At 47.9% G+C, this 13,819-nt stretch carries 11 protein-coding genes; 3 read left to right on the forward strand and 8 right to left on the reverse strand.

What is annotated here, in order from left to right:
* Positions 1–399 precede the first annotated feature (399 nt).
* Positions 400–1,437: an aspartate--ammonia ligase gene (gene asnA, locus HMPREF0650_RS11015; protein ID WP_004350799.1), complete on the forward strand. Its 1,038-nt coding sequence runs from the start codon at positions 400–402 to the stop codon at positions 1,435–1,437.
* A gap of 92 nt (positions 1,438–1,529) precedes the next feature.
* Here asnA and HMPREF0650_RS11020 read toward each other — a convergent pair whose 3' ends face one another.
* From HMPREF0650_RS11020 to HMPREF0650_RS11030, 3 genes are read right to left on the reverse strand one after another with little or no spacing between them, the layout of a single operon-like run.
* Entirely contained in the window at positions 1,530–3,752 is a 2,223-nt protein-coding gene (locus HMPREF0650_RS11020; RefSeq protein ID WP_040563269.1) for a patatin-like phospholipase family protein, read from the reverse strand.
* Between the two features lie 22 nt (positions 3,753–3,774).
* The gene (queF, locus tag HMPREF0650_RS11025) at positions 3,775–4,233 is read right to left on the reverse strand and encodes a preQ(1) synthase (RefSeq protein ID WP_004350803.1); all 459 of its coding nucleotides are present in this window, start codon (positions 4,231–4,233) and stop codon (positions 3,775–3,777) included.
* Positions 4,234–4,253: 20 nt separating this feature from the next.
* Positions 4,254–4,943 (reverse strand): queuosine precursor transporter, encoded by a 690-nt coding sequence (locus HMPREF0650_RS11030; protein WP_004350805.1) that lies wholly within the window; start codon positions 4,941–4,943, stop codon positions 4,254–4,256.
* A gap of 228 nt (positions 4,944–5,171) precedes the next feature.
* Here HMPREF0650_RS11030 and HMPREF0650_RS11035 point away from each other — a divergent pair, with 228 nt between their 5' ends.
* Positions 5,172–6,257, forward strand: coding sequence for a TlpA disulfide reductase family protein (locus HMPREF0650_RS11035; RefSeq protein WP_004350806.1), 1,086 nt, complete (start codon positions 5,172–5,174; stop codon positions 6,255–6,257).
* A 138-nt stretch (positions 6,258–6,395) separates the two neighbouring features.
* Here the strand turns inward: HMPREF0650_RS11035 and HMPREF0650_RS11040 are convergent, their stop codons facing one another.
* The 3 genes from HMPREF0650_RS11040 to HMPREF0650_RS11050 all read right to left on the reverse strand — a co-directional run bounded on the left by HMPREF0650_RS11040 (position 6,396) and on the right by HMPREF0650_RS11050 (position 9,648).
* Positions 6,396–7,394 carry a glycoside hydrolase family 130 protein gene (locus tag HMPREF0650_RS11040; RefSeq protein WP_004350808.1) on the reverse strand — a complete coding sequence of 333 codons (999 nt, stop codon included), beginning with the start codon at positions 7,392–7,394 and terminating at the stop codon, positions 6,396–6,398.
* A gap of 205 nt (positions 7,395–7,599) precedes the next feature.
* Positions 7,600–8,898: an MFS transporter gene (locus HMPREF0650_RS11045; RefSeq protein ID WP_004350810.1), complete on the reverse strand. Its 1,299-nt coding sequence runs from the start codon at positions 8,896–8,898 to the stop codon at positions 7,600–7,602.
* A 39-nt stretch (positions 8,899–8,937) separates the two neighbouring features.
* A complete protein-coding gene (locus tag HMPREF0650_RS11050) occupies positions 8,938–9,648 on the reverse strand; it encodes an HdeD family acid-resistance protein (protein ID WP_004350812.1) in 711 nt (236 codons plus the stop codon).
* Positions 9,649–9,735: 87 nt separating this feature from the next.
* On the opposite strand from HMPREF0650_RS11050, the gene HMPREF0650_RS11055 reads away from it, so the two are divergent.
* Positions 9,736–10,245, forward strand: a complete 510-nt coding sequence (locus HMPREF0650_RS11055) for a histidine phosphatase family protein (RefSeq protein WP_004350814.1) — start codon at positions 9,736–9,738, stop codon at positions 10,243–10,245.
* 44 nt (positions 10,246–10,289) lie between these two features.
* Here HMPREF0650_RS11055 and HMPREF0650_RS11060 read toward each other — a convergent pair whose 3' ends face one another.
* Positions 10,290–11,348 carry a hypothetical protein gene (locus tag HMPREF0650_RS11060; protein WP_040563270.1) on the reverse strand — a complete coding sequence of 353 codons (1,059 nt, stop codon included), beginning with the start codon at positions 11,346–11,348 and terminating at the stop codon, positions 10,290–10,292.
* A 288-nt stretch (positions 11,349–11,636) separates the two neighbouring features.
* Positions 11,637–12,929, reverse strand: a complete 1,293-nt coding sequence (locus tag HMPREF0650_RS11065; protein WP_004350819.1) for an ATP-binding protein — start codon at positions 12,927–12,929, stop codon at positions 11,637–11,639.
* Between the last annotated feature and the right edge of the window lie 890 nt (positions 12,930–13,819).

Below are 13,819 nucleotides of genomic sequence, written 5' to 3' on the forward strand. Positions count from 1 at the left end.
TTAAAAGCATGCATATTTCATTCTTAAAGCAATGCTTTTGGCTAAAAAACACTTGAATAATACACTGGTTATGCCGTAGGCTAAATGTAAATCATTGATTGTTAGTGAGATGCGTTGTTTGCTTATTTTGGGCGAATTTGCGACCATGTGACTGATTCGTTGAAAATAAACGAAATATGGAGAGGTTGGATGTCAAGAAAAATCATTAGCGACAACCATCGTGACCATCATTCGCTTAATTCATACAAATGGTCATTAAAAATGCGTAAATAGTATCTTTTTGTGTTATTGTTGTCCTGAATACTTGTGTATGATTGATATAACGTCTATCTTTGCAGACACGTCAGCAACCAAAAGGTGACGTGTCAAACCAAACATGATGTTTTAGAAAATACAACGATGAGTAAATTAATAAAACCGTCCCACTACCATGCTTTATTGGACATGAAGCAGACAGAGCGGGGCATTAAACAGATAAAAGATTTTTTTCAACAAAACCTTTCCACCGAATTGCGTTTGAGGCGCGTCACCGCCCCCTTGTTCGTTCTCAAAGGACTGGGCATCAACGACGACCTCAATGGGGTGGAACGTCCGGTTAGTTTTCCTATCAAGGATCTGGGAGACGCTGAGGCAGAGGTAGTACACTCGTTGGCCAAGTGGAAAAGACTGACGCTGGCTGAGTACAATATTCAGCCTGGCTATGGCATCTACACCGACATGAACGCCATCAGAGCCGACGAGGAACTGGACAACCTGCATTCGTTGTACGTCGATCAGTGGGACTGGGAGGCGGTTATTACCCCCGAACAGCGCACACTCTCGTTCCTTAAAAATGTGGTTGAGCGCATCTATGCCGCGCTGCTTCGCACCGAATACCTCACTTGCGAGACCTACCCGCAGCTCAAACCTTTCCTCCCCGAGCAAATTCACTTCATACATAGTGAGGACTTGCTGCGGCAATATCCCGACCTTTCACCCAAAGAGCGTGAAGATGCCATCTGTGAAAAGTATGGCGCAGTGTTTATCATTGGCATCGGAAGCACGCTCAGCAACGGCGAGAAACACGATGGGCGCGCTCCTGACTACGACGACTGGTCTACCGTGACCGATGGCGGTCAGGCGGGACTTAATGGCGACATCCTCATCTGGTATCCTGTGTTGGGGCGTTCCATCGAACTTTCTTCCATGGGAATCCGCGTGGACAAGGAAAGTCTGCTGCGGCAGCTGCGGCTTTCGGGACAGGAAGAGCGGCAGAAACTTTACTTCCACCAGCAGTTGCTCAACGACAAGTTGCCATTGAGTATTGGCGGTGGCATTGGGCAAAGTAGGTTGTGCATGGTGCTTTTACAGAAAGCCCATATCGGCGAGATACAGGCCAGCATTTGGCCTGAAGACATGCGCGAGGCGTGTAACAAGCTGGACATGAGGCTCATTTAGCAGTCCGCCAGTAGGGCTGCCTTACAGACATGGAGAAACGAAAAAAGCCAGCCATCGGTCGTCGATGGCTGGCTTTTTAAATCTTATCTCGCTTAGAAAACAAAGCCCAGATTGATGTAGTAATTGGGTGTCTTGGTTTTACTCGACCATCCTATCGAGCCTCCAATCGGCCCCAACACGCTGTTATAGTAGTAAGCTGCCTGACAACCAATCTTTGGACCATGGTCAAACAGGTCATCGAACTTGTCGTCTGACAGATAACCTGATATCTTTGCGATGACATAGTTGTTGTCCAAGATGCGCTGCTGAAGCCTAAGTTGTGCCGCTACAAACTTATCTTTCACCTGTTCCACGTAGGCCACGCCGGCAAAAGGCATGTGCTGGCTGTCGGAAAAGTAGTGGAACCGATCGCCTCCGATGATGTTTTGCAAGACGTATGGTGCATTGGTACCCTCAATCAGTCGGCCATAGAACATCGGCTGCAGTGTGAGCCTATTGTTCAGTGGGAACGAGATGCGCCACATAGCGTTCACGATACTGAATCCAGAATGGTCGTCATAGCCCACGAAATTGTCGGTGTAATAGCCGTAACCCGCCTCAAACTTGGCTCCTCTGGATGGAAAATCCCAATGGTTTTCCGAGTTGAAGGTTATCTCGCCTTGGTAACTAATGAGATGCAGGTTCTTCAAATCGGTATTCCACCGCTCGCGTTTTACATCCTGCAGCACGGCATCGTGGTGATAAAAGTCATAGCGCCCGCCCAGGCGACAGTTGAAGTTGCGGATGTTGAAGTCGAACGGAACCACTCTCACGGTGTGCTGGTTGTAGATGAGGTTAAAGTCTCTTGTTCCCTCATTATAGATGTTGATGTCTTGATGGCGGAATTGATAGGATACGTTAACTTTCCCCCAGGAGCTGGGATACAGCGCAAAGTCGGCATTGGCCATGGTGCGTTTGCCCAGTCGCAGGGTAAAGTTGGCTGCCATGGGAATGGCCTTGCTCCGCACAAACAGCCCCAGGTTGGCTTGTAGAGCCACCAACTCTTCTGTGTCAAACCGCAGCCCCAGACTTGCTTTGGAGTCTTTCTGTCCCTTGGAGGCGATGTGCAGACGCTCGCCATTTTCCGTTGGCGTGATGTAGCAGTCGGCATCGTTGTAATACAGGTCGGCGCGCATCGTGTTGGCTATCTGGTCCAATAGGTTCACTTGTATGCTGTCGCGCTTGTTCAGCTTGAACTTGTGTGCGATATATCTTTGATCAGCTTCGTCGACATCCTCGTACACGATGTCGGCTATTTTCACCTTGTCGGGCTGGCTCTCAACCTTGTTTTTGACCAGGTGTTCAGGTTTCTGTCCGGGTGCGATGCCCAATTCTTTTCTTAATTTCTCAAGCTTTGGCCATTGCTTCATGGCCGCTTCCTCGCCCCGCCTGATTAGGGTGTCGATGGCGGCGGTTGAGAATGAGGCCGCACCATAGCCTTTCGTATCGGTGCTGATGAGGATATCCGTCTTGGCAATGTTTTCATCATACTTATTCTTACAGTTGATGTCAACAATCTGTCCAATCACGCTGGCACCCTTGTCGAAGTCGCTTGCCGTCTTTGGAGGTTCCTGAACGGTGACGCCAATCACGATGTCGGCTCCCATTTCGCGGGCGATGTCTGCCGGATAGTTGTTGCGCAGTCCACCGTCAACCAGCACCATGTCGCCCTTCCTGATGGGGGTGAATGCCCCTGGGATGGACATGCTGGCGCGCATGGCCTCGGTGAGTGAACCTCGGTGGAAAACGTATTCTGTATTGTCTATGATGTTTGTGGCAACGCAGGCAAAGGGGATGGGCAGGTCGTTGAAATCAATGGAGTCGCGGTAGTTGAAGGCCAGCCGGGCAAACAGCTTTGAAAGATTCTTTCCTTGTATCAGACCTCCCTGACGTGTGCGCTTGTTTTTGCCAAGCCGGATGTCACGGCTCAGCATATAAGTATTTTCTTTTTTCCTTTTGTTCAGGTTGAGGTTTCTTACATCAACCCTGTCCGACAGCACGAGCGACCAGTCTTGCAGCCTGACGATAGAGTCCATGCAATGTGCATCGTAGCCTATGCAGTACAGCCCGCCGATGATGCTTCCCATGGATGTTCCCGTCACAATGTCCACTGGGATGCCTGCTTCTTCTATCACTTTCAGCGCTCCAATGTGCGCCATGCCTTTGGCTCCGCCACCACTCAGCACCACAGCCACCTTCTTGCGGGCGTGCTGAGTCTGGGCCTGTGCTGACAGACCGAATAAGAGAAGCATACAGAGAATTAGTGTTTTCCTCATAGCTGGTATGTATTTGTGTTATTTAATGGTTCGCAAAGCGTTGCTCGGCCAGGGCTTCGTACTTGGTTCCTGGTTGGCCATAGTTGGCGTAGGGATAGATGCTGATGCCACCACGAGGTGTGAAGAGGCCGGTTACCTCAATGTATTTGGGTTGCATCAGCTTGATGAGGTCTTTCATGATGATGTTCACGCAGTCTTCATGAAAGTCGCCATGGTTGCGAAAAGAGAATAGATACAATTTCAGACTCTTGCTCTCCACCATACGATCGCCGGGGATGTAAGCGATGCGTATCTCGGCAAAGTCGGGCTGCCCGGTGATGGGACACAGCGATGTAAACTCGGGACAGTTGAACTGTACCCAATAATCGTTCATGAGATGCTTGTTCTGAAAGGTTTCCAACACCTCGGGTGCGTAATCCATTTGGTACTTGGTTTTCGCTCCCAAAGCTTTCAAGCCATCCTCTTTTCTTGTACTTTCCATAAGTCTATACCTTATTTATATTATATGTTGAAGATGCGTAGCACGTTGTAGTCAATCCCCTCATCGTATACGTCCTCGCCCTCGTGCGCCTTCAATGCGTGGACAACGCGGATGGTGAGGGGCAATACCAGAATTTCGTAAGCAGTCTTGAATAATACCTGCCAGAACATCAGGGGTAAGATTTCGGCGGTAGGTATCACCCCGAAAAAGGCCAAGGGGAAAAAGATAAGCGAGTCAACACTCTCACCAAAGATGGTACTCAGGATGGCGCGGGCAGAGAAATTCTTGCCCTGTGATGAGATTTTCATCTTGCTCATGACGTAAGCATTGACGAACGAACCGCACAAGAAGGCTATGAATGAGGCGAACGCAATGCGTGGAGCCAGTCCGAAGATATCGTGGAAGCTCTGTCCTAACGTCCAATAGCTGGCTCCAGGAATCAAATCGCACAGTGCCGCCATCATCACAAAGAAGAAGTTCATGGCAAACCCTGTCCAGATGAGTAGCCGTGCCTTGCGATAACCCCACACCTCACATACGCAGTCGTTGATGATGTACGAGATGGGAAAAACGATGAGTCCACCAGTCAACGAGATGGGACCCACGGCGATTTGCTTGGTTTCTAACACGTTTGCCGTAATCAGACAAACACAAAAAAGGATGCTGAAAAGCATGAATAGCACACTAACGTGCTGAGGTTTTTGTTCCATAATTCTTGTTTTTTAAGAGGTTTGTCAAGCACTCTATGATGAATAAAAATGTAATGTCCAAATGTTTTGAGCACGTAGATTGCCCTTCATCAGACCCTCATCTGGTTCATTTGGAAATACTGAATTGTTGTTGAATTTTTGCAAAGTTACATAATTTTGCTGATATTGAGCTGTTTTTAAGGAAAAAACGATTATTTTTGCCTCAAATAAACAATAGTATAAAACATAATGAAAAAGTACTTATTCACAGCAGCAGTGGCTCTGTTAGCCACCGCCATGCAAGCCCAAAATGCGGAATATGTCATTACCGGCACTGCTCCGGCAGGCGCAAAGATGGTTTATTATTACGACAATGGGCAGTTCAGGAAAACTGACAGTGCAACGGTCAGCAACGGCAAATTTCAGCTTAACGGAACAAAACCGCTGAACACCTTTATCACCGTGGCAACCGATGCAAGTCATAGCATCACCGTCATCAACGACCGCACACCCATCACGGTAAACCTGAACAACCAGAGTGTCACTGGATCAGCACAGAATGTACAGTTCGTTGGCTTGCAAAAGCAGCAGAGCAAACAGGATGAGAAAATGATGGACATCTACAAGAAATATCAAGAGATAGCCGCAGACAAGACCATTGAGGGGCAAACCAAGAAGGCTACGCTTGAGAAACAGATGGAGCAATTGCAGGAGCAGCAGGTGCAAGACATCTTGAAATTCACCAATACGCACAAAACCAGTGTGGCTCCAGCGTACTTTTTAGGACAGATGTTTTATTCGCTGCCATACAACGACCTGGTATCTGTACTTGACAATACCTGCGCTTATTACAACCATCCTATGATGGAAGGGGCTAAACGACAGCTCGTTTCGCTGGGTAAGCGTCGGCCAGGCTTGCAGTATACCGACCTGGCTATGCACGATACACAGGGCAAACCTGCCAAACTGAGCCAATGGGTGGGCAAGGGTAACTATGTGTTGGTTGACTTTTGGGCCAGCTGGTGTGGCCCATGCCGACAAGAGATGCCCAATGTTGTAGATGCCTACAAGCGCTATCATGCGGCAAAGGGATTCGACGTGGTGGGCGTATCGTTCGACTCAAAGGCTGATGCTTGGAAGAAAGGCATCGCTGACTTGCAATTGCCTTGGCACAACATCTCCGACTTGAAAGGCTGGAAGTGTGCTGCCGCCCAGGTTTATGGTATCAATTCCATTCCGTCGAACATCCTGGTTGATCCATCTGGACAAATTGTTGCGCACGACTTGCGCGGTACCAAGTTGGCAGATAAGCTGAAGGAAATCTTCGGATACTAAGGTATCAATCTTTCAAGCATGGGGCGTGATTCGTCGCGTCCCGCTGTTGTTAAAGGGAAAAGTGAAATGGGAAAGATGAAATAGGAAAGGCGCATGGCCTTCTCCTTTCATCTTTCCCATTTTTATCTTTCGTCTTTATTAAATGATGCTGGTGCGCTTGGTGAACTCGATAATCTCGGGGATATAGCCAAAAGCTAAGCCCGTAACGGTGTCGGCACAGCCATAGTAAACGGCTACGCGACCTGTATTAGGGTCATGCACCTCGGCACAGGGGAAACAAACGTTAGGTACGTCGCCAGTCTGTTCATACTGCATTTGTGGCGAGATGAGATAAGGACCTGAACGATAGATAGGCTTCCATGGTTGTTCCAAGTCGAGTAGGGCGGAGCCAAAGCTGTACACATAGCCATTGCACGAGCGTAGTACGCCATGATAGAACATCAGCCAACCTTCGGATGTCTCAATAGGGATGGGGCCGGCGCCTATCTTCATGCACTGCCATGCACTTACCTCAAAGGCGGCAGGCGACATCACATGGCGATGCTTGCCCCAGTATACCAAGTCGGGAGATTCGCTGTAAAAGATGTCTCCGAAAGGAGTATGTCCCGTATCACTCGGGCGACTGAGCATGGCAAAGTTGCCATTGATCTTCTTGGGGAACATCACACCGTTGCGATTGTAGGGCAGGAACGCATTTTCCAATTGGTGGAAGGTTTTGAAATCAAACGTGTAGGCCACGCCAATGGTAGGTCCATGATAGCCGTTACACCAGGTGACGTAGTAACGGTCGTCGATAAAGCACACGCGAGGGTCGTAACCGTACACCCATTCACCAATCTCCTCGTTGTCGCATTCAAAACGCAGCGGCTCTTCGTTGATGTTCCATTTCACGCCGTCATCGCTGAAACCGACGTGTAATACCATTCTACGGTTGGTGTCATCACAGCGGAACACACCAGCGTAGCCGTCTTTGAAAGGTACTACGGCACTGTTGAAAATACTGTTGGAGGTGGGTAGCAAATTCCTTGGAATAATGGGATTCGCCGAACAACGCCACATGACTTCTTTACAATCTGCCGCACGGTCTTCCCACGGCATGTTGGGCAAAGGTTGCCCTTGAATGATTAATTTGGACATAGAAATGTTATTTCAGTTTACGAGTTGAAGCCTCTCCCCCTACCCCTCCCCAAAAGGGAGGGGAGTAGATAGACTTTTTTAGTTCACGAGTTTTTAGTTTACAAGTTCACGAGTTGATAGTTTTAGTTGACGAGTCTATAGTTTACAAGTTCACCAGTTGATAGCCTCTCTAAAAAAAAGTTCAAAGTTCAAAGTTCTCGGCTATCTATTCCCCTCCTTCGGAGGGGTTAGTGGAGGCTCCAAACGGTACAAACCAAGTGATGAGTAAGGCGGGAATGGTGCATAGTAACACGAACACGAAGAAGTGTCGGTAGCCCAATGCGTCACTCACGGCACCACTCATCATGCCTGGCAACATCACGCCAAGGTTCATAATGCCACTGGCAAAGGCATAGTGTGACATCTTATGCTTGCCTGGCGCGATTTGTTGCATCATGAAGAGCGTCAGTCCCACGAATCCGAATCCGTAGCCAAAGTACTCCAGTCCAATGGCACTGCCTATGAAGATAAGGTCTTGTGGTTGGTAAATGGCCAACAGGTTATACGCCACAAATGGCACGTTGAATACCAAGGCCAACGAAAACAGACTCTTCTTCAATCCCCGATGAGCGATATAGTAGCCGCCCAAGATAGAACCAATCACGAAGGCGGCAGCACCCACAGTGCCATAGCACAGACCAATCTGTTGCTCTGTCATGCCTAATCCTTGCTCCGAAACAGGTGCTTTGAGGAAAAGCGGCACAATCTTCATCACAAATCCTTCGGCAAACCGATAGAGGATGATGAAGCATATATAATAGGTAATGTGTTTCTTTTGGAAGAACTCCACAAACACTGCCCACAACTCCGTCCATACCTCACGGGCACTCTTCTTGTGTTGGGTCGGTTTGCCGTCAGTTGGAAGGATGAAAAAGTGGTAGCATCCCAATGCCAGCATGGTCACACCAACGATGAGCATGATGAACATCCACGCCTTGGTCACGCCATAGCTCTTGATGAATATTCCCGCCAGATACACCAGCCCACCCGTGGCAAATATCTTCGCCACGTTGTAAAACGCACCTTGCCAGCCTATCCAACGTGCTTGTTCTTCGGTAGACAGCACCGACATATACGTTCCGTCGGCGGCGATGTCGTGTGTGGCACCGCTCATGGCAATCACGGCCAGGATGCCAATGGTGATGGCAAAGAAGTCGGAAAGGTTCAAGGCGAAAGCCAACAAAGCAAACATCAAGCCACAAAGCAACTGGGTAAGCACCACAAAAAACTTCTTGGTCTTGTAGATTTCAAGGAATGGACTCCAGATGGGCTTCAATGTCCAAGGCAGCATAATCAGTCCTGTCCAAAAGGTGATTTGCGTGTCAGAGATACCCATGCCTTTGTACATCAGCGACGTCACCATGTTGAGCACCACAAAGGGCATGCCCATGGCGAAATACAGTGTAGGCACCCATGCGATGGGACTTGTCTTCCTAGGGTGAGGGTAGGTTGGTTTTTCTTTCATTTTTTAATACAACAACATGTGCAACATATAACGGATGCCTTATAAATTTGTTTGTTCAGCATCGGTTGGCAGTGCTGGTTTGTCCATGGAGGCGGCAGTTTCATCAACAGATTCAGCAGATTCAACAGGCTCGGCTGTCGTTTCAACGGCATCTGTCGCTGTGGGGCTGGTGGGTGCTTGCTTGTATTTTCGGTTCACCGACATTACCTTAAAGGCATCGATGCACTCGATGACACCATACAGCACCAGCGTCCAACCAATGACGAAGAGCGGTGCCTGGGCTATCCATTGGGGTTTTATGATGGCGATGCCACCGATGAAAAGCACCACGCAGGGCAGCAGCCAGAAGATGATGTGTACGCGGATGATGCGGTTGATGGCCGCCAACACCACAAACTGGTTGATGGCTCCCAATATAAGCACGGCGGCGATGATGTACACCAATCCAGTTGTAAAGACGGTAGGCATCAGTGCCAGTACGGCACCTAGCACCATACTGCCGATGCCCACCACGGGGAAGGTGGGGCGGAAGCCGGAGATTTGCCGACCGTTGGCGTCAAACACCACGGTGTCGTCGCGGTGCTTGCGGTCAATAAGGTAGGTGATACACGATATGAGTCCGGTAATCAAGAATAGCACACCAATGAGGATGGTGAGCCATGTAACGGTTTCTTCGCGGTAACGGATGAGTAATGCGCCAATGATAATGGACACCAGCGCACGGATGAATGTGTTTTGTACTGTTTTCATACGATTTGTAATATGTTTACAAATGTACGAACTATCTCCCACAAATGCAATACTTTTCGTATTTTTGTATCCTAATATTCCATATCTATGACAACATTGTATTTGGTCAGACATGGTGAAACGGTGGACAATGCCGCCCACCTCATGCAGGGACAGACGCAAGGCAGACTCAATGTGGTTGGCCTCAGACAGGCTGAACAACTGCGCGAACGGTTTAGGCTGTTGCATGTTGATGCGTTTGTGGCCAGTGATTTGCATCGGGCCATGGAGACCTGCGAGGTGATAGCCGCACCGCACGGCATCAAGGTGCAGACAACACCGCTGCTGCGCGAGCGCGATTGGGGTGACTTTACGGGCAGATACATTCCCGATTTGAAAGACTTACCCTTTCCCGAGAATGTAGAGTCGTTGGAAGAGATGAAGCATCGCGCCCGACAGTTTCTCGAAGAGATGAGCAGCCGTTACCCCCATCAAACTGTGTTGGCCGTGGGACATGGCATCATCAACAAGGCGATACAGAGTGTTTTCCATCATCGACCCATGAGTGAGATCAAGAAAATGGAAAACGCTGAAGTGAGAGTGCTGAACCTTCAATAAGTAAGAGCCCAGCGAATAATCACGTCTTTATGGAAAAGAATCAATCACCTACGGCCTCCAAAACTTCTGCCGCCACCTTGTGTTCCCCTCGAATTGCCACCTGACCTTGATGGTGGACTGTAGCTTCTGGATGGTGAACTATAGGAACGACTGGGTGCTGAATAGCTCCTGGAAGGTGGACTATAGCTTCTCGATGGCGAACTGTAAGAGCGGCTGGGTGAAGAATAGCTCCTTGACGGTGGACTATAGCTTCTCGATGGCGAGCTGTAAGACCGGCTTGGTGAGGAACTTCTGGATGGCGAGGATGGGTCAGGTGTGAACGTACGGTTCGGTACGGTCGACCTAACGCCTGTCGACTCGTCACGTCCAAAGCTGCCTCCGCTTCGGCTGCCGTTGCCGAACGAACCCGGTTGGGTAACGGTGGTACGCGTGCTGCTCTGTCGGTTGCCAAAGCTGCTACTACTGCGGTTGGGTGCAGCGTTGTAGCGGCGACTACTACTCGAGCCGTAGCTTCTTGACGAATTGTCATAGGTGGAGATAATGCGACGCGGGCCGTTGCCGAACGAGCGGCTGCCGTTGTTATAATACCCACGATTGTATCCATCGCGCATGCCTATCCCATCATAACCTCGTCTGGGACCGTAGTCGCGACCATAATACCACGATCGGTTGCCGTTGCAGTGCCAGCTGTGGCCTCCACGGTACACGGCGTAAAAGTGAGGTGTACCAAAATAAAAGTAGTCACGGTATGGATAGCGGGCGTACACACCGAAGTGCCAATAGCCTGCGTTCCAATAAAGCGGGCGATAAAAATAGGTGGCGTCGCGGTACATGCGATACTGCCAATCGAGCAGAATGTAACTCAAGTCCAGGTTGCGGCGCTCCCAGTAGAGGCCGTACAGGTCGTCGTAGTGGTCGATGCTCATCAGGTAGTCGAGGTTAATCTCGTATGCAGCCTCATATTGGTCATCGGTGAGGTTCAGCTCGTAAGCCATCTTGTCCGTCAGGAACAGGGCCTGCCGACGCGCTTGATTGTAACTCATGGCCTGGGCTGACACCGTGAGTACAAACAAGGAAATCAGGGAAATAATCAGCTTTTTCATCATGAAATATTTTTAATGTTGTGAATATTTACGTCCTTGTGATGTCCTTGTGGATAACAGAACAGCAACGATGCGTTGTTTCCATCCATCCGTTTCTCATTCTTCATCACATCGCAAATGTAGTGATTATCACGCATGGACGAAAAGGTTTTTCCCTAAACCGTGAGGGGAAAATCCCTATCGCTGCTCTCTCACGAATTTGTTTAAGAACCCTTTGGCAGTTCTTTTATCCCTGCAAGGAATTCCTGATAACCCATGTCCTTGCTTATATCATTCATGAACCGCCCTTTAATCTTTCAAACAAGCAAGCGGTATTACTTTTACTCCGTCTGGGCGTGTGTAAGCCATACTGCCACCTGTCATGATAATCATCAAGTCGGGTTCGCGCAACGGCACCTGCTTTTCTGTTTTATTATACTCTTGAACGAGACGTTTTATTTCCAAAAGATGTTTGGCTCCTTCTTCTATTTCACGGCTGCCAAGCTTACATTCTATCAGCGCATAGCGTCCATCGTCGAGATGAAGCACAAGGTCGGCTTCCAGTCCGTAGCGGTCACGATAGTATGACAAATGATTGCCAAAGCCTGGCGTGTAAGCCCGAAGATCTCTCGCACACATCTGTTCAAAGATGAAACCAAAGGTTTTGAGCTGAGTCATTAATGCTTCAGGAGAAAGTCCTAAAGCTGCAATTGTAATGGAAGGGTCTACGAAAGCCCGCTTTATACCACTTCGAATTGCTGTCTTGCTCCTAACGGCAGGGCACCACGCATCAATGTCGTCAATAACAAACAATTTATTCAGGGATGCTACATAATCTAAGAACGTGCTCATCGTGAGTGACACTTCCCCAGATGACGTTACATCAGCTAATAATGCTGTGTTTTTTGCCAATGTAGAAATGTTACGAGCGTATGAACGTAATATGGCACGAGTAGTCCGTTCGTCTCTTTGTATGCCGTCTACTCTTGAGATATCGTCTCTACAGATGGCATCCACATAGTTGCGTGCAATCAGCAACTTCGCCTTATCACTCTGCATGTTAAGAAATGCAGGCCATCCGCCACGACAAGCTGCGTAAATAAGGTCTTCTATCTTCATGCCAGAAGTAATGCCATCTATGTCCAAGTCTTTATTATCGAACAATTCTTGAAGAGAGATTTTTCCGTTCGACTCTCCCGATTCCCATAGACTCATTGGCAACATCTTCATTCGTGATATCCTACCCGTACCAGAATGGTGAATCTTACTTCTGTCAACAACGGTAGATCCGGTAAGAATAAACTGTCCTGGAACCTGACGCTCGTCCACCATTGTGCGCACAGCATCCCAAAGTATAGGAGCGTCCTGCCACTCATCTATAAGGCGAGGTGTTTCACCCAACAACAGCAAGGATGGTTTTGAAGCGGCAGTTGCAGCGTATTCTTCCTGCATCTCCGGATCCTGCATTTTTACGACACTTTTACTCATTTGTTGTGCAGTTGTTGTCTTCCCGCACCACTTAGGACCCTCTATGAGTACTGCCCCAAAAGCCTCAAGATGCTCTGCCAGTTGAAGGTCTGCAATTCTATGTGAATAACTCATATTGTAACCGTGATTGATTATGTATGCAAAGTTATTGATATTCAGTTATATTTGCAAGAAAAAACTGATATTTTTGGATGCCTAAAACCATGAATTGCGCTGTTTCATCATCAACTTTTGTGGCATTTCATCATAAGCTTTTGTGGCATTTCATCATAAGCTTTTGTGGTGTTTCATCATAAACTTTTGTGGTGTTTCATCATAAACTTTTGTGGTGTTTCATCATAAACTTTTGTGGTGTTTCATCATAAACTTTTGTGGCATTTCATCATAAACTTTTGTGGTGTTTCATTTGGTGTTTTTGTGGTAAATCATACAACGTTTTTAGTTACTTTCGCGTTTTTCGTTGTTGAAAAATGCTGCTTCGTAGTAGGAGATTTGTTCAATATTTTATCTGTTTGATGCCTCTAAAACAGCACTTGGAAATGTGCCATCTGGAAAAAATCAATAGGCAAACAGGAAGCAAGCAGCAGGCTTTTTCCTCTGAAAACTCGAGTTTTACCAAAAAAATATCGACTTTTCTCGTCGTAGAAGCATCGTTTTGATGGCCAATTTGCATGGGTTAGGCATGCAAAAGCATGTAGATTTCACCTTTATAGCAATGCTTTTGGCTCACAAAGGCTCGATAAGTAGGTTCTTGGTGCAGATGTTTACTTGTAATATGTTGATTGTCAGCGCAATTTGAAAACTGTCTTATTTTGGGCGAATTTGCGACGATTGGTCTCTTTGTTCGCGAATAAGCGAATTATGACGCACCTTGTTGTCAAGAAAATTCACAGTTAATGTTCCTCATGCTTCTCATTTCGTCCACGTCCATGCCCCTTTCATTTGCAAAGGTCGTTTGTCTTCAAAAACAATTATATTTTTTTGTTTTAACAACGAATTGAACG

Source organism: Hoylesella buccalis ATCC 35310, from assembly GCF_000177075.1.
Classification (GTDB): Bacteria; Bacteroidota; Bacteroidia; order Bacteroidales; family Bacteroidaceae; genus Prevotella; species Prevotella buccalis.

Bases quoted from the DNA above. Each gene is read 5' to 3' on its own strand.
- HMPREF0650_RS11060 (WP_040563270.1), bottom strand. From the start codon at position 11,348: ATGAAAAAGCTGATTATTTCCCTGATTTCCTTGTTTGTACTCACGGTG.
- HMPREF0650_RS11065 (WP_004350819.1), bottom strand. From the start codon at position 12,929: ATGAGTTATTCACATAGAATTGCAGACCTTCAACTGGCAGAGCATCTT.
- HMPREF0650_RS11055 (WP_004350814.1), top strand. From the start codon at position 9,736: ATGACAACATTGTATTTGGTCAGACATGGTGAAACGGTGGACAATGCC.
- asnA (WP_004350799.1), top strand. From the start codon at position 400: ATGAGTAAATTAATAAAACCGTCCCACTACCATGCTTTATTGGACATG.
- HMPREF0650_RS11020 (WP_040563269.1), bottom strand. From the start codon at position 3,752: ATGAGGAAAACACTAATTCTCTGTATGCTTCTCTTATTCGGTCTGTCA.
- HMPREF0650_RS11045 (WP_004350810.1), bottom strand. From the start codon at position 8,898: ATGAAAGAAAAACCAACCTACCCTCACCCTAGGAAGACAAGTCCCATC.
- HMPREF0650_RS11040 (WP_004350808.1), bottom strand. From the start codon at position 7,394: ATGTCCAAATTAATCATTCAAGGGCAACCTTTGCCCAACATGCCGTGG.
- queF (WP_004350803.1), bottom strand. From the start codon at position 4,233: ATGGAAAGTACAAGAAAAGAGGATGGCTTGAAAGCTTTGGGAGCGAAA.
- HMPREF0650_RS11035 (WP_004350806.1), top strand. From the start codon at position 5,172: ATGAAAAAGTACTTATTCACAGCAGCAGTGGCTCTGTTAGCCACCGCC.
- HMPREF0650_RS11050 (WP_004350812.1), bottom strand. From the start codon at position 9,648: ATGAAAACAGTACAAAACACATTCATCCGTGCGCTGGTGTCCATTATC.
- HMPREF0650_RS11030 (WP_004350805.1), bottom strand. From the start codon at position 4,943: ATGGAACAAAAACCTCAGCACGTTAGTGTGCTATTCATGCTTTTCAGC.